General features: G+C 73.2%; 13 protein-coding genes. 11 read left to right on the top strand and 2 right to left on the bottom strand.

Annotated elements, in window-relative coordinates; genetic code table 11:
* The first annotated feature begins 127 nt into the window (after positions 1-127).
* The 7 genes from ACX25U_RS06695 to ACX25U_RS06665 all read left to right on the top strand — a co-directional run bounded on the left by ACX25U_RS06695 (position 128) and on the right by ACX25U_RS06665 (position 11,437).
* The gene (locus ACX25U_RS06695) at positions 128-3,001 is read left to right on the top strand and encodes a bifunctional glycosyltransferase/CDP-glycerol:glycerophosphate glycerophosphotransferase (RefSeq protein ID WP_454389604.1); all 2,874 of its coding nucleotides are present in this window, start codon (positions 128-130) and stop codon (positions 2,999-3,001) included.
* On the top strand, positions 2,998-4,131 hold the full coding sequence (locus tag ACX25U_RS06690) for a glycosyltransferase (protein ID WP_454389603.1): 1,134 nt from the start codon (positions 2,998-3,000) through the stop codon (positions 4,129-4,131). The genes ACX25U_RS06695 and ACX25U_RS06690 overlap by 4 nt, the downstream gene beginning before the upstream one ends.
* Before the next feature lie 84 nt (positions 4,132-4,215).
* On the top strand, positions 4,216-5,049 hold the full coding sequence (locus ACX25U_RS06685) for a M55 family metallopeptidase (protein WP_454389602.1): 834 nt from the start codon (positions 4,216-4,218) through the stop codon (positions 5,047-5,049).
* Positions 5,042-6,346 (top strand): M20/M25/M40 family metallo-hydrolase, encoded by a 1,305-nt coding sequence (locus tag ACX25U_RS06680; protein ID WP_454389601.1) that lies wholly within the window; start codon positions 5,042-5,044, stop codon positions 6,344-6,346. Before ACX25U_RS06685 ends, ACX25U_RS06680 begins: the two co-directional genes overlap by 8 nt.
* 3 nt (positions 6,347-6,349) lie before the next feature.
* The gene (locus ACX25U_RS06675; protein ID WP_454389600.1) at positions 6,350-8,407 is read left to right on the top strand and encodes an LpqB family beta-propeller domain-containing protein; all 2,058 of its coding nucleotides are present in this window, start codon (positions 6,350-6,352) and stop codon (positions 8,405-8,407) included.
* On the top strand, positions 8,404-9,327 hold the full coding sequence (locus ACX25U_RS06670) for a S66 peptidase family protein (protein WP_454389599.1): 924 nt from the start codon (positions 8,404-8,406) through the stop codon (positions 9,325-9,327). Before ACX25U_RS06675 ends, ACX25U_RS06670 begins: the two co-directional genes overlap by 4 nt.
* A 112-nt stretch (positions 9,328-9,439) precedes the next feature.
* Positions 9,440-11,437 carry a DUF5107 domain-containing protein gene (locus tag ACX25U_RS06665; RefSeq protein ID WP_454389598.1) on the top strand — a complete coding sequence of 666 codons (1,998 nt, stop codon included), beginning with the start codon at positions 9,440-9,442 and terminating at the stop codon, positions 11,435-11,437.
* Positions 11,438-11,626: 189 nt separating this feature from the next.
* On the opposite strand, the gene ACX25U_RS06660 is transcribed toward ACX25U_RS06665, so the two are convergent.
* Positions 11,627-11,974, bottom strand: coding sequence for a VOC family protein (locus ACX25U_RS06660; protein ID WP_454389597.1), 348 nt, complete (start codon positions 11,972-11,974; stop codon positions 11,627-11,629).
* 68 nt (positions 11,975-12,042) lie between these two features.
* Between ACX25U_RS06660 and ACX25U_RS06655 the strand changes: the two genes are divergently transcribed.
* A complete protein-coding gene (locus tag ACX25U_RS06655; RefSeq protein WP_454389596.1) occupies positions 12,043-12,522 on the top strand; it encodes a phage holin family protein in 480 nt (159 codons plus the stop codon).
* Between the two features lie 61 nt (positions 12,523-12,583).
* On the opposite strand, the gene ACX25U_RS06650 is transcribed toward ACX25U_RS06655, so the two are convergent.
* Complete coding sequence (locus ACX25U_RS06650; protein WP_454389595.1) at positions 12,584-13,540, bottom strand: LLM class F420-dependent oxidoreductase; 957 nt, start codon at positions 13,538-13,540, stop codon at positions 12,584-12,586.
* 182 nt (positions 13,541-13,722) lie between these two features.
* Between ACX25U_RS06650 and ACX25U_RS06645 the strand changes: the two genes are divergently transcribed.
* Genes ACX25U_RS06645 through ligD form a run of 3 tightly spaced genes read left to right on the top strand, consistent with a single transcriptional unit; the run spans position 13,723 to position 18,103 of the window.
* Positions 13,723-15,324, top strand: a complete 1,602-nt coding sequence (locus ACX25U_RS06645) for an FAD-dependent oxidoreductase (protein WP_454389594.1) — start codon at positions 13,723-13,725, stop codon at positions 15,322-15,324.
* Positions 15,321-17,168 carry a transketolase gene (locus tag ACX25U_RS06640; RefSeq protein WP_454389593.1) on the top strand — a complete coding sequence of 616 codons (1,848 nt, stop codon included), beginning with the start codon at positions 15,321-15,323 and terminating at the stop codon, positions 17,166-17,168. The genes ACX25U_RS06645 and ACX25U_RS06640 overlap by 4 nt, the downstream gene beginning before the upstream one ends.
* The gene (gene ligD / locus ACX25U_RS06635) at positions 17,165-18,103 is read left to right on the top strand and encodes a non-homologous end-joining DNA ligase (RefSeq protein WP_454389592.1); all 939 of its coding nucleotides are present in this window, start codon (positions 17,165-17,167) and stop codon (positions 18,101-18,103) included. The genes ACX25U_RS06640 and ligD overlap by 4 nt, the downstream gene beginning before the upstream one ends.
* Positions 18,104-18,157 lie beyond the last annotated feature (54 nt).

Raw genomic sequence — 18,157 nt, 5'->3', positions numbered from 1 at the left:
GTCAGTGGGACGGCGTATTGTCGCATTGACGTAGTTTGGAGGGGGGTGGGGGCTTTAGTGATCCCTACAAGATGTAGGGTTGAGTTCACCCCACCGCACCCCCCATACAGAGACGAGAGGTGGCCGTGTGAGCGTCGCGCCCGAACCGGACGTCAGTGTTGTCGTCATCGTCTACAACGACGAAGAGCGGCTTCCGGTGGCCGTTGGTTCCGTCCTCGAGCAAACACTCCGTAATGTCGAGGTGATCATCGCCGACGACTGCTCGAGGGACGGCTCCTACGAGGTCGCGCAGAAGCTCGCCGCGGCCCACCCCGGCAAGGTCCGGGCCATCCGGCTCCCTGAGAACAGCGGCGGCTGCGGAGAGCCCCGCAACCAGGGCGTCAAGGTGGCCCGCGGCCGGTACGTGATGTTCCTGGACAGCGACGACACCCTGGAACGCAACGCGTGCCGCAACATGATCGAGGCCGCCGACCGCACCGGTGCCGACCTCGTCTCCGGCCTGTGTGTCCGGGTTCACGCCGACAGCCGGCACGACAAGCGCACCCCCTGGTACCCCTGGCTGTACCGCGGCACCCGCACGCTGGACTCCGTCGCCGAGCTGCCGGACCTGCTGGTCTTCGACACCCTGTCGACCAACAAGTGCTACCGGCGCGAGTTCCTGCTCGACAACGAGCTCGCCTTCCCCCGCGGCATCCACTACGAGGACCTGCTCTTCTCCGCGCAGGCCTACCTGGCCGCCCGGCGGATCACACTGATCCCCAACACGGTCTATTACTGGAACGTCGTCCAGAAGACCGCTGTCAAGTCGATCAGCAACCGGCGCGGCGAGATCAGCAACTTCGCCGACCGGGTCGAGATCCACCGCCGTATCGACGCCATCCTGGACCGCCAGGGCCAGGACCGGCTGAAGCTGTGCAAGGACATCAAGTTCCTCAAGCACGACCTCGTGCTGTACCTGCGGGAACTGCCCTTCCTCGACGACGACTACCGCCACCGCTTCGCCGAACTGGCCCGCGGCTACATCCAGGGCTTCCCCGAGGCGGCCTACGCCGAGCTCGACCGCGTCCACGCCATCTGCGCCCAGCTGCTGCTGCGCGAGGACTGGACCGACCTGATGCCGGCCATCGACACGCTCATCAACCGGTTCAAGATCTCCGCGCCGCTGGCCGAGCGGGGCGGCCGGGTCTACTGGACCGACCGCTACCTCGACGACCCCGAGATGCGCGCCGTCCTGGACGTCACCACCCTCGGCTACCACGCCCGGCCGCTGAACCAGATGGCCCTGCGCAACCGGCTCACCGAGTACACGGCGCACGGCGGCGACGTGGTGCTCGCCGGCGAGGTCGTCAACCCGCTGCACACCATCGCCCCGGGCGCGGAACTCAGCGCCGAGCTGGAGTTCCGCGCCCGCCGCCGCAGCCTGCAGACCTTCCGCTTCCCGGTGCCCACCCCGCGCCACCAGGGCGACACGATCGCATGGCGGGCCGAGGTCCCGCTGGCCCGGCGGCTGAGACCACTCGGCATCGTCGACGACGTCTGGGACGTCCGGCTGCACCTCACCGCGGACGGCAAGCGCACCACCAGCCGGCTCACCGTCGGCACCGTCGACCTGGAACACGCCGAGTCCGTGCCCGTACGGCCGCGCCTGACGCGGCTCATGGCCGACCGGATCGAGGCCCAGGTGTCCGCCAAGGGCCACCTGGCCTTCCGGCTCACCCAGCACGGCCAGGCCGCCCGCACCGGCCGCGCCGCCGTGGAGCGCCACCTGCACAGCGGTCCCGCGCGGGCCGCCAAGGGCGCCTACCGCACGCTCCGGGCCGTGCGCCGGGACCTGAACTCTGGCACCCGCAAGCTTCAGGTCTACGACCGCGTGCTGCGCAAACTGCCCGTCCGCAAGGGCACGGTCGTCTTCGAGAGCCACCTCGGCAAGCAGTACAGCGACAGCCCGCGGGCCATCTTCGAGGAACTGCGCCGCCGCAAGGCGCCGATCACCCCGATCTGGTCGTACGCCGGTGCGCGCCCCCAAGGCTTCCCCCAGGACGTGGAGCTGGTGCGCCGCTGGTCCTGGCGCTACCTCAGGGCGCTCGCCCAGGCCGAGTTCTGGATCGACAACCAGGGCTATCCGCTCCGGCTGGCCAAGCGCCCCGAGACGACGTACATCCAGACCTGGCACGGCTCGGCGCTGAAGCGGATGGGCTTCGACGAGCCCGCCTACCGGATGCTGCCCGAGCAGGAGCAGCGCTCCTACCAGCAGGCCCTGGACCGCTTCGACCACTTCGTGGTCCGCGGCGAGCACGACGTACGCACCCTCGCGCGCGCGTACCGCATCCCCGAGGAGAAGCTGCTGCGCACCGGCTACCCGCGCAACGACGCCCTGGTACGGGTCCGGGAGGGCGCGCCGCTGCCCCCCGAGGCACAGCGGGTGGCCGAGCGGCTCGGCATCGACCCCGGCCGGCGCGTGCTGCTGTACGCGCCCACGTTCCGCGCCCACCCCGACGGCCGCGTACGGGACTTCGAGTTCCCCTTCGACCTCGACGACTTCGCCGCCCGCTTCGGCGACGACCACACCCTGCTCGTCCGGGCGCACTACCTGAACCGGCTCACCCTGCCCCCGTCGGTGGCGGGACGCGTGATCAACGTCAGCGCCGAACCCGACATCACCCCGCTGATGCTGCTCGCCGACGGCCTGATCACCGACTACTCCTCGGTGATGTTCGACTACGCCCTGCTCCAGCGCCCCATCGTGTTCTACGCCCACGACTGGGAGGAGTACGCCAAGGACACCCGCGGCACCTACTTCGACCTCCTCACCGAGGCCCCGGGCCCCGTCCCGCGCACCGAGGAGGAACTGTTCGCGGCGATCGGCGACCTGAACACCGTACGGACGACGTACGAGGCGCGGCTGAAGGAGTTCGTGGACAAGTACGGCGAGTACGACCGCGGGGACGCCGCGGCGCAGATCGTGGACCGTTTCTTCGGCACCGCGGGAGAGGCCCGATGACCCAGCGCGACATCTTCTTCGTGGGCAACGAGGTCAACGAACTCGGCGGTGTGGGCCGCTGGCAGACCCAGATGGCCGGGCTGCTGGCCGAGCGCGGCCACCGGGTCACCGTCGTCGGCATCGCCCCGGCCAACCACCCGATGGACCTCGGCGACCGGCCGCCGTTCCGCACCGTGACGCTGTACGCCCGCCGTCCGCCCGGCCGCCCCAGGCCGCGCCGCCTGCTCGGCCCCGCCGACCCTGCCGTGCGTCGCCACGAGACGCACGTGCGGACCGCCGCGAGCCGGCTCTCGACGCTGTTCCAGGCCGCCCGGCCCGGCGCGATGATCGTCGTCACCCAGGTGTGGGCGATGGAGTGGGTGGCCCTCGCGGACACCGCCGGACACGCCGTCATCGGCATGACCCACGAGTCCTTCCAGACGGCCCGCAAGTCGTCCCGCTTCGAGCGCGTGAAGAAGTACTACGGGGACGTCGACCGTGTGCTGGCCCTCACCCAGGAGGACGCCGACCACTGGGTGGTCGAGGGCATGAACAACGTCGGCTTCATGCCCAACCCGCTGCCCTTCGTGCCCGGCACCCCGTCACCGCGCACCGGGAAGGTCGTCGCGAGCATCGGCCGGCTCTCCCACGAGAAGGGCGTCGACCTGCTCCTGGACGCCTGGGCCGAGGCCGTGCCGAAGCAGCCCGGCTGGACCCTGCGCATCTACGGCAGGGGAGAGGCCGAGGCACAGCTCAGAAAGCAGTGCGCGGAACTCGGCCTGGAGGACTCCGTCGACTTCGCCGGACAGACCGACGACGTGCCCGGAGCGCTGCGCGCCTCCTCCGTCTTCGTCCAGTCCTCCCGCGGCGAGGGCTTCCCGCTGGTCCTGCTGGAGGCCATGGCGACCGGCGTGCCCTGCGTGGCGTTCGACTGCGCGCCCGGCGTCCGCGAGATCGTCACCCACGACGAGGACGGCCTGCTCGCCCGCCCCGGCAACACCTCCGAACTCGCCCGCCACCTCGTCCGCCTGATGTCCGACGAGCACCTGCGCGACACGATGGGCGACCAGGCCCAGCGCAGCGTCCACCGCTTCGACCCGGACGTCATCACCCGGCGCTGGGAAGCCCTCTTCGACTTCCTGGAACGCTGAAACCCGCCCCGTACGGAGCCGGAGCGCCACCGGCTCCGTACGGGGCGTAGCCGGTCGCCTCCGCAGCGCGTAACGTGGCACGGCATGAAGATCCTCATCAGCGCCGACATGGAGGGCGCCACCGGTGTCACCTGGCCTGCCGACGTGCTGCCGGGAACGCCGCAGTGGGAGCGATGCCGGGTGATGTTCACCTCGGACGTGAACGCGGCCGTGCTGGGTTTCTTCGACGGGGGCGCCGACGAGGTCCTCGTCAACGAGGCGCACTGGAGCATGCGCAATCTGCTGCTGGAGCGGCTGGACGAGCGGGCGCGGATGCTCACCGGGCGGCACAAGTCGCTGTCCATGGTGGAGGGCGTGCAGCACGGCGACGTGGACGGGATCGCCTTCGTCGGCTACCACGCGGGCGCCGGCATGGAGGGCGTCCTCGCCCACACCTACCTCGCCAACCAGATCACCGGGGTGTGGCTCAACGACGTACGGGCGAGCGAGGGGCTGCTCAACGCGCACGTGGTCGCCGAGTACGGGGTGCCGGTGGTGCTGGTCACCGGTGACGACGTGGCCTGCGAGGACGCGCTCGGCTACGCGCCCGAGGCACTGAAGGTGGCCGTCAAGGACCATGTGTCCCGGTACGCGGCCGTGTGCCGGACGCCCGCCCGCACCGCCGCCGACATCCGGGCCGCCGCCAAGGAGGCGGCCGCCCTGGCGGTCCGTCACGAACCCCGCGGCGCCGGCCCGTTCACCGTCGCCGTGGAGTTCGACGCCGAGCACCTCGCCATGGCCGCCACCGTCGTGCCCGGAGTGAGCCGGATCGGGGAGCGCAAGGTGGCGTACACCAGCGCCACCATGTACGAGTCGATCCGCACCTTCAAGGCGGTCACCACGATCGCCTCGGCCGCGGTGGAGGAGGAGTATGGCTGACGCGCAGGCACTGGACGAGGTCGTCGACTTCACGTCCGACCTGATCCGCATCGACACCACCAACCGGGGCGGCGGGGACTGCCGGGAGCGCCCGGCCGCCGAGTACGCCGCCGAGCGGCTGGCCGCGGCGGGTCTGGAGCCGGTACTGCTGGAGCGCACCCCGGGCCGGACCAACGTCGTCGCCCGGGTGGAGGGCACCGACCCGTCGGCGGACGCGCTGCTCGTCCACGGTCACCTGGACGTGGTGCCGGCACGGGCCGAGGACTGGAGCGTGCACCCGTTCTCCGGCGAGGTGCGCGACGGGGTCGTGTGGGGCCGGGGCGCGGTCGACATGAAGAACATGGACGCGATGATCCTCGCCGTGGTCCGCGCCTGGGCCCGGCAGGGCCTGCGGCCGCGGCGGGACGTGGTGATCGCGTTCACCGCGGACGAGGAGGCCAGCGCCGAGGACGGTGCCGGCTTCCTCGCCGACCGGCACGCCGAACTGTTCGAGGGCTGCACCGAGGGCGTCAGCGAATCCGGGGCGTTCACCTTCCACGACGGCGCCGGCCGGCAGATCTACCCCATCGCGGCCGGCGAGCGCGGCACCGCCTGGCTGCGGCTGTCCGCGCGCGGGCGGGCGGGCCACGGCTCCCGGGTCAACCGGGAGAACGCGGTGACCCGGCTCGCCACCGCCGTCGCCCGGATCGGTGCCCACGAGTGGCCGGTACGGCTCACCCCGACCGTGCGCGCGGCACTCACCGAACTCGCCGCGCTGTACGGCATCGAGACGGACCCGCGGGACGTCGACGCGCTGCTGGACAAACTCGGCCCGGCGGCCCGCCTGGTGGAGGCGACGCTGCGCAACAGCGCCAACCCCACCATGTTCGAGGCGGGTTACAAGATCAACGTGATTCCGGGGGAGGCCGTCGCCCACGTCGACGGGCGGTATCTGCCCGGCGGCGAGGAGGAGTTCCGCGCCACCCTCGACGAGCTGACCGGCCCGGACGTGGACTGGGAGTTCGAGCACCACGAGGTGGCGCTCCAGGCGCCGGTCGACTCGCCCGCCTTCGCGGCGATGCGGGCCGCCGTCGAGGCGTTCGCGCCCGAGGGGCACGTCGTGCCGTACTGCATGGCGGGCGGCACCGACGCCAAGCAGTTCTCGCGGCTGGGCATCACCGGGTACGGCTTCTCGCCGTTGAAGCTGCCCGAGGGCTTCGACTACCACCACCTGTTCCACGGCGTCGACGAGCGCGTCCCCGTGGAGGCGCTGCACTTCGGCGTCCGCGTCCTCGACCGCTTCCTGCGGACGGCCTGAACCATGGGGGAAAACGTGCAGACCCTGCCGTACGGTTCCTGGCCCTCGCCCATCGACGCGGCCCTCGCCGCCGCGCACGACGGCAGACCGGAGTACGCGGGCTTCGTCGGCGACGAGGTGTGGTGGACCGAACCGCGGCCCGCCGAGGGCGGCCGGCGGGCGCTGGTGCGGCGCCGTATCGAGGAGGTGGGGCGCGAAGCGCCTCCTTGGAAGGGTGGTGGTGGGCGACGGGCGGGCGGGAGGGAGGAGTCCGTCCTGCCCGCGCCGTGGAACGTGCGCAGCCGTGTCATCGAGTACGGCGGCCGGCCCTGGGCCGGGACGGTCCAGGGCGGCGTACCACTGGTGGTGTTCGTGAACTTCGCCGACCAGCGGCTCTACCGCTACGAACCCGGCGGCGAGCCGCGTCCCCTCACCCCCGTCTCGGCGGTGGGCGGCGGACTGCGCTGGGCGGAGCCGCAGGTGCGCCCGGAGTACGGCGAAGTGTGGTGCGTGCTGGAGGAGTTCACCGGGGACGGGCCCACCGACGTACGGCGCGTCCCGGCCGCCGTACCGCTGGACGGCTCGGCGGCCGACGACCGGGCCGCCGTACGGGAACTCACCGACGACCGGCACCGGTTCGTCACCGGCCCCCGGCTCTCGCCCGACGGGCGGCGCGCGGCCTGGCTGGCCTGGGACCACCCGCGGATGCCGTGGGACGGTACGGAACTGAAGGTGGCCGAGGTGGGCGAGGACGGCTCCCTCGGCGCGCCCCGAACCGTGGCGGGCGGCCCCGACGAATCGATCGTCCAGGTGGACTGGGCCGCCGACGGCTCGCTGCTGTACGTGAGCGACCGCAGCGGCTGGTGGAACCTCTACCGCGACGGCGAGCCTCTGTGCCCCCGCGAGGAGGAGTTCGGCGGGCCGCTGTGGAAGCTGGGCCAGCGCTGGTTCGCGCCGCTGGACAACGGGCTGATCGCGGTCGTGCACGGCCGGGGCGCCACCGCCCTCGGCATACTCGACCCGGAGACCGGCGAGATCGTCGACGCGGCCGGACCCTGGACCGAGTTCGACGCCACGCTCACGGCGCACGGCGGGCGAAGCGAGACGGGGGTCCCCCCGCCCGGGGGGTGGGGGAGGGTGGTGACGGTCGCCGCCAGCCCGCGCAGCGCCTACGAGGTCGTCGAGCTGGACACCAGGACCGGCCGGGCCCGGGTGATCGGCGCCGCCCACGACGACCCGGTGGACCCCGCCCACTACCCCGAGCCGCAGATCCGCACCTTCACGGGACCGGACGGCCGCGAGGTCCACGCCCACGTCTACCCGCCGCACAACCCCGGGTGCGTGGCGCCCGGCGCCGAGCTGCCGCCGTACGTCGTGTGGGCGCACGGCGGACCCACCAGCAGGGCGCCCCTCGTGCTCGACCTGGAGATCGCCTACTTCACCTCGCGGGGCATCGGCGTCGCCGAGGTGAACTACGGCGGCTCCACCGGCTACGGCAGGGAGTACCGCGACCGGCTGCGCGAGCAGTGGGGCGTGGTCGACGTCGAGGACTGCGCGGCCGTCGCGCTCGCCCTCGCCGAGGAGGGCACCGCCGACCGCGCGCGGCTCGCGATCCGGGGCGGCAGCGCGGGCGGCTGGACCGCGGCGGCGTCCCTGACCACGACCGACGTGTACGCCTGCGGCACGATCCTCTACCCGATCCTGGACCTGACCGGCTGGGGCACGGGGGAGACCCACGACTTCGAGTCGCGGTACCTGGAGTCCCTGGTCGGGCCGCTCGCCGAGGTGCCCGGCCGGTACGCCGAGCGCTCCCCGATCGAGCACGCCGACCGCCTCACGGCCCCGTTCCTGCTGCTGCAGGGCCTGGACGACGTGATCTGCCCGCCGGCGCAGTGCGAGCGGTTCCTGGCCCGGCTGGCGGGCCGGGGGGTGCCGCACGCGTACCTCGCGTTCGAGGGCGAGGGCCACGGGTTCCGCCGGGCCGACACCATGGTCAGGGCCCTGGAGGCGGAGCTGTCGCTGTACGCTCAGGTGTTCGGCCTGGACCCGGCAGGCATCCCGACCCTGGAGCTCGGCACGTGAAGGAACTCCGCCGTCCCGCGCGGCTCGCCCCCGGCGCCCGTGTGGCCGTCGTCGCGCCCAGCGGGCCCGTGCCCGAGGAGCGGCTCCAGACCGGGCTCGACCTGCTGCGCGGCTGGGACCTGGACCCGGTGGTCGCGCCGCACGTGCTGGACCGGCACGGCACGTTCGACTACCTGGCGGGCGCGGACGCCGACCGCGCCGCCGACCTGCAGGGCGCCTGGTGCGACCCCTCGGTGGACGCCGTGCTGTGCGCCCGGGGCGGGTACGGCGCGCAGCGCATGGCCGACCTGCTCGACTGGGAGGCCATGCGGGCGGCCGGACCGAAGGTGTTCGCCGGCTTCAGCGACATCACCGCGCTGCACGAGGCCTTCGCCACCCGCCTGGGCCTGGTCACGCTGCACGGGCCGATGGCCGCCGGCGTCGACTTCGTCAAGAACGCCCGCGCGCAGGACCACCTCAGGGCCACCCTCTTCGCCCCCGAGACGGTCCGCACGATCGCCTCCGGCGGCACGGCCCTCGTCCCCGGACGGGCCCGGGGCGTCACACTCGGCGGCTGCCTGGCCCTGCTCGCCTCCGACCTCGGCACCCCGCACGCACGGCCCTCCGCGGCCGGCGGCCTGCTCTGCCTGGAGGACGTGGGCGAGGAGACGTACCGCCTGGACCGCTACCTCACCCAGCTCCTGCGCGCCGGCTGGCTCGACGGGGTCCGCGGGGTGCTCCTCGGCTCATGGGAGGGCTGCGACACCCCCGACCGCGTCCGGGCCCTGCTCACCGACCGACTCGGCGCGCTCGGGGTGCCCGTCGCCCAGGACTTCGGCTTCGGCCACTGCGACGGGGCGTTGACGATCCCCTTCGGTGTCACAGCCGAACTCGACGCCGACGCGGGCACGTTGACACTCGACGAGCCGGCCCTTCGCTGAGGAGACGCTGAGTTGCGGCGCTCGCCACGCATCGCCCACGGAATTCCGTCTGGCTCCTTTGCGGAAACCTGACCCGTCCCGACCCTGGCCGGCTCGGCGGTGAGCGGGTTCCATGGTCGTCGTGACGACGATCCGACGTGAGGTACTGACGCTGAACGCCGCCCCGTTGGGGCCGGACAACCCGTTGCCCGCGCTGCGGCCGCTGGACGAGACGCACCGCGTCGAGGAGCGCGACAAGGAGAACCTGCCGCGCGACATGGCCCGGCAGGTGGGGTACGCGCCGCTGCGCAGCCTGCTGCCGGTGCGGGTGCGCGACGGCTACGGCAGACAGCGCGGGCCCCGGCCCGTCGACGCCCTCGTCATCGAGAACGACCGACTGCGCGCCACCGTGCTGCCCGGCCTCGGCGGCCGGATCGCCTCCCTCGTCCACAAGCCCACCGGACGCGAACTGCTCTACCGCAACCCGGTGTTCCAGCCCGCCAACTTCGCCCTCAACGGCGCCTGGTACTCCGGCGGCATCGAGTGGAACATCGGCGCCACCGGCCACACGGCCCTGTCCTGCGCGCCCCTGCACGCCGCCCGCGTGCCCGCACCGGACGGCGGGGAGATGCTGCGCCTGTGGGAGTGGGAGCGGTTGCGGGACCTGCCCTTCCAGGTCGACCTGTGGCTGCCGGAGGGCTCCGACTTCCTGCACGTCGGCGTCCGCGTCCGCAACCCGCACGAGCGGCCGGTGCCGGCCTACTGGTGGTCGAACACCGCCGTCCCCGAGGAGCGCCGGGTGCTCGCCCCCGCCGAGGAGGCCTGGAACTTCGGCTACGAGCGCCGGCTGCGCCGGGTGCCCGTCCCCTCGTACGACGGCGTCGACCGCACGTACCCGCTGAACAGCACCTACCCCGCCGACTACTTCTACGAGGTGCCCGAGGGACGGCGCCGCTGGATCGCCGCGCTCGACGAGCACGGCCACGGGCTCGTGCAGACCTCCACCGACGTCCTGCGCGGCCGCAAGCTGTTCGTCTGGGGTGCCGGACCCGGCGGACGGCGCTGGCAGCAGTGGCTCACCGAGCCCGGCACCGGCGGCTACTGCGAGATCCAGGCGGGGCTCGCCCGCACCCAGCTGGAGCACGTACGGCTGGAGGCGGGCAGCGAGGTGGCCTGGCTGGAGACCTACGGGCCGCTGGACGCGCCGCCGCCGGACGGCGCGTGGGACACCGTCGTACGGCGGACCGAGGACCGGCTCGAGGCCGCCCTGCCGCGCGCCGACGTGGAGGCCGCCTACGCGCTGTGGAAGCCGCACGCCGACACCGAACCCGGCGAGATCCTGAGCGCCGGATCCGGCTGGGGCGCGCTCGAAGTGCTGTGCGCGGGCCTGAAGCTGCCGGGCACGCCGTTCCCCGAGTCCACCCTCGGCGAGGACCAGGAGCCCTGGCGGGAACTGCTGCGCTCCGGCTCCCTCCCCGAGCCGCGCCGGGCCGGGCCGCCCGGGGACACGCTCGTCGCCCCGCACTGGCGGGACATGCTGGAGACGGCGCCCGCCACCCCGCTCACCGAGTACCACCTGGGTGTGGCCCAGTGGCACGCGGGCGACCGGGCACAGGCGGTGCGCAGCTGGGAGCGGGCACTCGAACAGGCATTCTCCGTCTGGCCGTTGCTGCGCTGCCTCGCCGTGGCCGACCAGGAGGACGGGCACCACGAGCGGGCCGCCGACCGGTACGCCGAGGCCTTCGACGGCCTGTGCCGGGAGCTTTCCCACTGCCTGAACGGCGTGGGAGGCACCCCCAGCGACGAGGACGAGCAGTGGACGGCCGCCACCACCGCGCTCGGCCGCGAGGCGATCGAGGCGCTGCTGCGCGCGGGACGCCCGGCCCAGGCGCGCGCCGTGTGGGAACGGGTGCGCCCGGAGACCCGGGCACGCGGCCGGTTCCGGCTGCTCGAAGCCGAGTTGCTGCTCGCCGAGGGGCGGCGGGAGGAGGCGCGGGCCGTCTTCGGGGAGGGGTTCGAGGTCGCCGACCTGAGGGAGGGGGACGAGCGGATCGGCCGGGTGTGGGAACAGGCCGGCGGCGGGGAGCTGCCCGGACGCCTCGACTTCCGGATGCGCCCACCGTCCGCCTGACCGGCCGGCTCGCTCGCCGGGCGGCGCAGCGCGCGCGTGCTCGGCGTCACCGACAGCAGGGGGCGCGGTTCTCACCGCCTCGGACCGGCCGACGGGCGGCGCCGCGAGATCCGCGGCGCCGGACGGCTGCGGCTGCCCAGGTCTGCCGGGGCGCCGAGCGCCTACCGGCCGGCCGCCCGCCCGCGCGGCTCAGTCGCGGCGGTGCACGTACTCGTACACCGTCCCGTCCGGGTGCATGGCGATCAGATTGCGGCCCGCCGGGGTGGGGACCGGACCGGCGACGATGTGCGCGCCGAGCTCGGTCAGCACCCGGTGGGCCTCGTCGACGTCCGACACGGCGATGGTCGCCGCCACCTTGCGCAGCAGCTCCAGCTGGGACTCGGGGCCGCTCATCAGCAGGAAGCAGCCGACCGCCGCCACGTGGACGCCGCCGCGTTCGAACCGGAGGGCCCTGCCGCCCGCGAGACGTTCGTGGAACGGCACCGCGGTGTCCAGATCGTCGACGCAGACGCGCAGGCTGGCTCCCAGAATCTCCATGCGGACGGGGGTAGTTGGCCGCGGAACGGGTGGCGTTACCCGGTCGCTCGCGCGGGTACCCGCAGTACATGGAGCGCTTGGATCACCTGGAGCACCTGGACAAGCAACTGGTCGACGAGCTGGCGCAGGTGGCGCGCGAAACGGTGCGCGACGAGCTGCGCGAGCAGACCCGCAGGCAGCGCCGCACGGCCATGCTGTACGCCGCGTCCGGCGCCGTCGCCCTGTACGCGGGCGCGGCCCTCGCGCTCGCCGTGGGGCTGGCCCTCGCGATCGGCCTGCCCGGCTGGGCCGCCGCACTGATCACCGCGGCGATCCTGGGCGTGGCGGCCTACGCGCTGCGTGAGGCCGCCCGGCCCTCGGCGTCCCGGCCCGCACCGGAGCGCGCCGCGGAGCCGGCCGCCGAACACGCCGGGCACCACGGGGGCGCCGCACCGGCCGGCGGAGTGGCGGGCGCGCCGTACCCGCCCGTGCCGCCGGTGCCGCCCGCCCCGCCGACGGCCGGCGCCTACCGGCCGGAGCGCGGTGAGGACACCGACCCGAGGGCCTGACGAGCCGTCAATCAGAATCGGGCGCCCGCCGGTCCCCGTCCGGCGGGCGCCCGTCCGTGTCTCACTGCGGCAGCTGCGGCAGCACCTTCGAGCGGTAGAAGTCGAAGAATCCGCGCTGATCGTGGCCGATCTGGTTGACGTAGACCCGGTCGAAGCCCGCGTCGGCGAACTCCTTCAGCGCGGACACGTGCTGGTCCACGTCGTCGCCGCACACCACGTTCTCCCGGACCATGTCCTCGGTGACCAACGGCTTGAGCTGCTCGAAGTGCCGGGGCGTGGGCAGCACCTGGCCCATCTCGCCGGGCAGTTGCTCGTTGTACCACAGCTCGAGCACGGTACGGACGCACTCGTCACGGTCGGCGCCGAAGCACACCTTCGTACCGCCGCTGACGAGCTTCGCGCCTCCGCCGCCCTTGCGGTACTGGGTGACCATCTCCTCCTCCGGCATCATCGTGATGTAGCCGTCGGCCACGCGGGCCGCGAGCGCGATCGACTTCGGGCCGAAGCCGGAGATGTCGATCGGGACGGGTTCCTCGGGGACGGTGTAGAGGCGGGCGTTCTCGACGGTGTAGTGCGTGCCGCGGTGGTCGACCTGCTCGCCGGCCAGCAGCCGGCGCATCACCTGCACCGCCTCCTCCAGCATCTCCAGCCGCACGTGCGACGGCGGCCACCGGTCACCGAGGATGTGCTCGTTGAGGGCCTCGCCGGTGCCTAGGCCGAGCCGGAACCGGCCCTCGGTCATCACCGCACTGGTCGCGGCCGCCTGCGCCACCACCGCGGGGTGCATCCGTATGGTCGGACAGGTCACGGCCGTCTCGATGGGCAGGGACACCGCCTCGGACAGCGCGCCGATCACCGACCACACGAACGGGCTCTGGCCCTGTGCCTCGTTCCAGGGGTGGTAGTGGTCCGAGATCCACAGCGCTTGGAAGCCGGCCTGCTCGGCCATCCTCGCCTGCTCGACGAGGTCGGCCGGGCCGTACTGCTCGCACGACAGGTGATAGCCGTATTCGGGCATGGGGGATACCTCCGCGGCATGGGCGGGTGGGGTCGCCGTGCCGAGTTACCCGGGCGCCGTGGCGGAAACGGCGGCGACCCCGGCCGCGGCGCCCTGCTCACCGGTGGCGCACGTTTGGGTGCCCCGGCCAGGGGGACGCGGAAAGTTCCGTACCTGGTCCGCGACAGCGCCGGAGGCGAACCGTGAGTCGACCCCGCATCGTGATCGTCGGTGCCGGCTTCGCCGGCTACCGCACGGCCCGGACCCTGTCCAGGATGTCCCGGGGCAAGGCCGACATCACCCTGCTCAACCCGACCGACTACTTCCTGTACCTGCCCCTGCTGCCCCAGGTCGCCGTCGGCATCCTGGATCCGCGCCGGGTCGCCGTCTCCCTGTCCGGCACGCTGCGCCGCGTACGGCTGGTCCTCGGCGAGGCCGACGGCATCGACATGGACGCCCGCACCGTGCGCTACACCGACCCCGAGGGCGGGAAGGGCACGCTGGAGTACGACCGGCTGGTGCTGGCCGTCGGCAGCGTCAACAAACTGCTGCCGATCCCCGGCATCGCCGAGCACGCGCACGGCTTCCGGGGGCTGCCCGAGGCGCTGTACCTGCGGGACCACGTGATCCGCCAGATCGAACTCGCCGCGGCCACCGACGATCCCGGGACCTGCTCGGCCCGCTGTACGTTCGTCGTCGTGGGCGCCGGCTACACCGGCACCGAGGTCGCCGCGCACGGCAAGATGTTCACCGACTCGCTGGTGCGCAAGCACCCGCTGCGGGAGGGGATGCGGCCCCGCTGGATGCTGCTGGACATCGCGCCGCGCGTGCTGCCGGAGATGGACGAGCGGCTGTCGGACACCGCCGACCGTGTGCTGCGGCAGCGCGGCGTCGAGGTGCGGATGGGCACGTCCGTGAAGGAGGCCACGCACGACGGTGTGCTGCTGACGGACGGCGAGTTCGTCCGCACCCGCTCGCTGGTGTGGTGTGTGGGCGTACGGCCCGACCCCCTCGTCGAGAGCACGGGACAGCCGCTGGAGCGCGGACGGCTCGTCGTCGACCCCTTCCTGCAGGTGCCGGGGCGGCCCGAGGTCTTCGCGTGCGGCGACGCGGCCGCCGTGCCCGACCTGGACAACCCCGGCAGGCTCACGCCGATGACCGCCCAGCACGCCTGGCGGCAGGGCAAGGTGGCGGCCCTCAACGTCGCCGCCTCGTGCGGTGTCGGCGAGCGCCGCCCCTACCGCCACCGCGACCTGGGCTTCGTGGTCGATCTCGGCGGCACGCAGGCCGCCGCCGACCCGTTCGGCATCCCGCTGTCCGGCCCGGTGGCCGGCGCGGTCACCCGCGGCTACCACCTCGCGGCGATGCCGGGCAACCGCGTCCGGGTGGCCGCCGACTGGCTCCTGGACGCCGTACTGCCGCGCCAGTCCGTCCAGTTGGGGCTCGTACGGTCCTGGTCGGTGCCGCTGGACACGGCCTCCCCGGAGCTGGCGCGCGTACCGGGAAGGCCGGAGGGGCAGGAGGAGGCCGGCGAGAACATCACCGAGATCATCGACAACACCGAGAAGGCCCAGATGGCGGGCGCGGAGCCCGCGCCGCACCGGCCGGGTCCCGAGCCCGCGAGGAACCGGCCCGGCGACGAGCCCGCGAAGAACCAGCCCGGCGGTGAACCGGCCAGGAACCGGCCCGGGCCCGCCAGGAACAGGAAGAAGAAGCCGGCCGCCGGGCGCCGTGGCGCCCACCCCTCCCCCGGGCCGGTCAAGCGTGACGACACATCCGCGGAAGGAGACCGAGGAGACTCATGAACACCGACGAACTCGTCGAACTCGGGCAGCAGTTGCGCGTCGACAGCGTGCGGGCCGCCGCCGAGGCGGGCTCCGGGCACCCGACGTCCTCCATGTCCGCCGCCGACCTGATGGCCGTCCTGCTGGCGAACCACCTCCGCTACGACTTCGAGGACCCCGAGCACCCCGGCAACGACCGCTTCGTCCTGTCCAAGGGACACGCCTCCCCGCTGCTGTACTCCGCCTACAAGGCGGCCGGCGCCATCGACGACGCCGAACTGCTTACCTTCCGCAAGCTGGGCAGCCGCCTGGAGGGGCACCCCACGCCGCAGCGGCTGCCGTGGGTGGAGACGGCGACCGGCTCCCTCGGCCAGGGTCTGCCCATCGGCGTCGGGATCGCGCTGGCCGGCAAGCGCCTGGACCACGCCGACTACCGCGTGTGGGTGCTGTGCGGGGACAGCGAGCTGGCCGAGGGCTCGATCTGGGAGGCCGCCGAGCACGCCGGGTACGAGCACCTGGACAACCTGACCGTGATCCTCGACGTCAACCGGCTCGGCCAGCGCGGACCCACCCGCCACGGCCACGACCTGGACGCCTACGCCCGCCGCTTCCGCGCCTTCGACTGGCACACCGTCGAGATCGACGGCCACGACGTGGACGCCGTCGACCGCGCCTTGGGCGAGGCGGTCTCCACGAAGGGCCAGCCCACCGCGATCGTCGCCCGCACTCTCAAGGGCAAGGGCGTCAAGGCCACCGAGGACCGCGAGGGCCTGCACGGCAAGCCGGTGAAGGACCCCGACGAGGCGATCGAGGAACTCGGCGGCGTCCGCGACATCCGCGTCCACGTGCACGCGCCGGACTCCACCCGCTCCCTGCACGCCGTGGGGAACGGCAGCCTCGAACTGCCCCGCTGGGACAAGGGCGAACAGGTCGCCACCCGCGACGCCTACGGCCAGGCCCTGGCCGCGCTCGGCACCGCGCGCGGCGACGTCGTGGCCCTGGACGGCGAGGTCGGCGACTCCACCCGCTCGGAGTTCTTCGCCAAGGAACACCCCGACCGCTACTTCGAGTGCTACATCGCCGAACAGCAGATGGTCGCCGCGGCGGTGGGCATGGCCCGGCGCGGCTGGGTGCCGTACGCCTCCACCTTCGCGGCCTTCCTCACGCGCGCGTACGACTTCGTCCGGATGGCCTCCATCAGCGGCTCCGGCATCAACCTCAACGGCTCCCACGCGGGCGTGTCGATCGGGCAGGACGGGCCCAGCCAGATGGGTCTGGAGGACCTGTCGATGCTGCGGGCCGTCCACGGCTCGACCGTGCTCTACCCGTGCGACGCCAACCAGACCGCCAGGCTCGTCGCGGAAATGGCCGACCTGGACGGCATCCGCTACCTGCGCACCTCGCGCGGGGAGAGCCGGGTGATCTACGGCCCCGAGGAGGAGTTCCCCGTCGGCGGCAGCAAGGTGCTGCGCTCCTCCGAGGGGGACCGGCTGACGATCGTCGCCGCGGGCGTGACCCTGCACGAGGCGCTCGCCGCCGCAGACGCCCTCGGCGAGGACGGCATCCCGGTCCGGGTGATCGACCTGTACTCGGTCAAGCCCGTCGACCAGGACACCCTGCGCCGGGCCGCCGAGGAGACCGGCTGCCTGCTCACCGTCGAGGACCACCGTGAGGAGGGCGGCCTCGGCGACGCGGTGCTCGACGCCTTCACCGACGGGCGCCCGGTGCCGCGCCTGGTCCGGCTCGCCGTCCGTACGATGCCGGGCTCGGCCTCGCCCGCCGAGCAGCTGCACGCAGCGGGCATCGACGCGGAGTCGATCGCGGCCTCCGCCCGGCTGCTGGTGGAGAAGGCGGTGGTGCCGTGAGCGACGGTGCGCGCACGGTACGGGCCGGCCGGCGCACGGTGGAGGTGAACCGGCCGGACAAGGTCCTGTTCCCGGGCGGCGACGGCGAGGGCGAGGGCGCCGCCAAGGAGTACACGAAGGGCGACCTCGTCGACTACTACCGGTCCGTGGCGCCCTTCATGCTCCCGCACCTGCGCGACCGCCCGCTGATGCTGGAGCGGCACCCGGACGGCCTGGACGGCCCGGCGTTCATGCAGAAGAACACCCCGGAGAACTACCCGGACTGGATCACCCGGGCCGAGGTCGCCAAGGAGGGCGGCACGGTCACGCACACCGTCTGCGACGACACGGCGACGCTCGTGTACCTCGCCGACCAGGCCTGTCTGACCCTGCACCGCTGGCTGTCCCGCACCGGACACATCGAGCGGCCGGACCGCATGGTCTTCGACCTCGATCCGGCCGGCGACGACTTCGCGTCCGTGCGCGAGGCGGCCCTGCTGCTGCGGGAGCTGCTCGAGGAGCTGAAGCTGCCGTCGGCGCCGATGACGACGGGCTCGCGCGGACTGCACGTGATCGTCCCCCTCGACGGGCGCCACGGCTTCGACGAGGTGCGCGACTTCGCCCGGGACGTCGCGGAACTGCTGGCCGCCGGCCACCCCGACCGGCTCACCACCGCCGCCCGCAAGAAGGACCGCGGCGACCGCCTCTACCTGGACGTACAGCGCAACGGCTACGCCCAGACCGCGGTCGCCCCCTTCACCGTACGGGCCCGGCCCGGCGCACCCGTCGCCGTCCCGATCGCCTGGGACCAGCTCGACGACCCGGATCTCGGGTCCCGCCGCTGGACGATCGCCGACGCGGTGGACCAGGCCCGCACCGACCCGTGGGCCGGCGTGCCGCGCCGGGGCCGCGCCCTGGGCCCGGCGCGCCGCCGCCTCGACTCACTGCGTGGCTGATACACGCACCGCCGTGCGCAGGCGGATCGTCCCCGCACCCGGGACACCCGCGCC

Source organism: Streptomyces sp. JNUCC 63, from assembly GCF_054366325.1.
Note: the sequence above shows the minus strand (reverse complement) of the source record. Positions and strands in the feature narration are given on the sequence as shown.

Coding starts and splice junctions, on each gene's coding strand:
- ACX25U_RS06685 (WP_454389602.1), top strand. CDS start 4,216: ATGAAGATCCTCATCAGCGCCGACATGGAGGGCGCCACCGGTGTCACC.
- ACX25U_RS06650 (WP_454389595.1), bottom strand. CDS start 13,540: ATGCCCGAATACGGCTATCACCTGTCGTGCGAGCAGTACGGCCCGGCC.
- ACX25U_RS06680 (WP_454389601.1), top strand. CDS start 5,042: ATGGCTGACGCGCAGGCACTGGACGAGGTCGTCGACTTCACGTCCGAC.
- ACX25U_RS06660 (WP_454389597.1), bottom strand. CDS start 11,974: ATGGAGATTCTGGGAGCCAGCCTGCGCGTCTGCGTCGACGATCTGGAC.
- ACX25U_RS06690 (WP_454389603.1), top strand. CDS start 2,998: ATGACCCAGCGCGACATCTTCTTCGTGGGCAACGAGGTCAACGAACTC.
- ACX25U_RS06655 (WP_454389596.1), top strand. CDS start 12,043: ATGGAGCGCTTGGATCACCTGGAGCACCTGGACAAGCAACTGGTCGAC.
- ACX25U_RS06640 (WP_454389593.1), top strand. CDS start 15,321: ATGAACACCGACGAACTCGTCGAACTCGGGCAGCAGTTGCGCGTCGAC.
- ACX25U_RS06675 (WP_454389600.1), top strand. CDS start 6,350: ATGGGGGAAAACGTGCAGACCCTGCCGTACGGTTCCTGGCCCTCGCCC.
- ACX25U_RS06665 (WP_454389598.1), top strand. CDS start 9,440: ATGGTCGTCGTGACGACGATCCGACGTGAGGTACTGACGCTGAACGCC.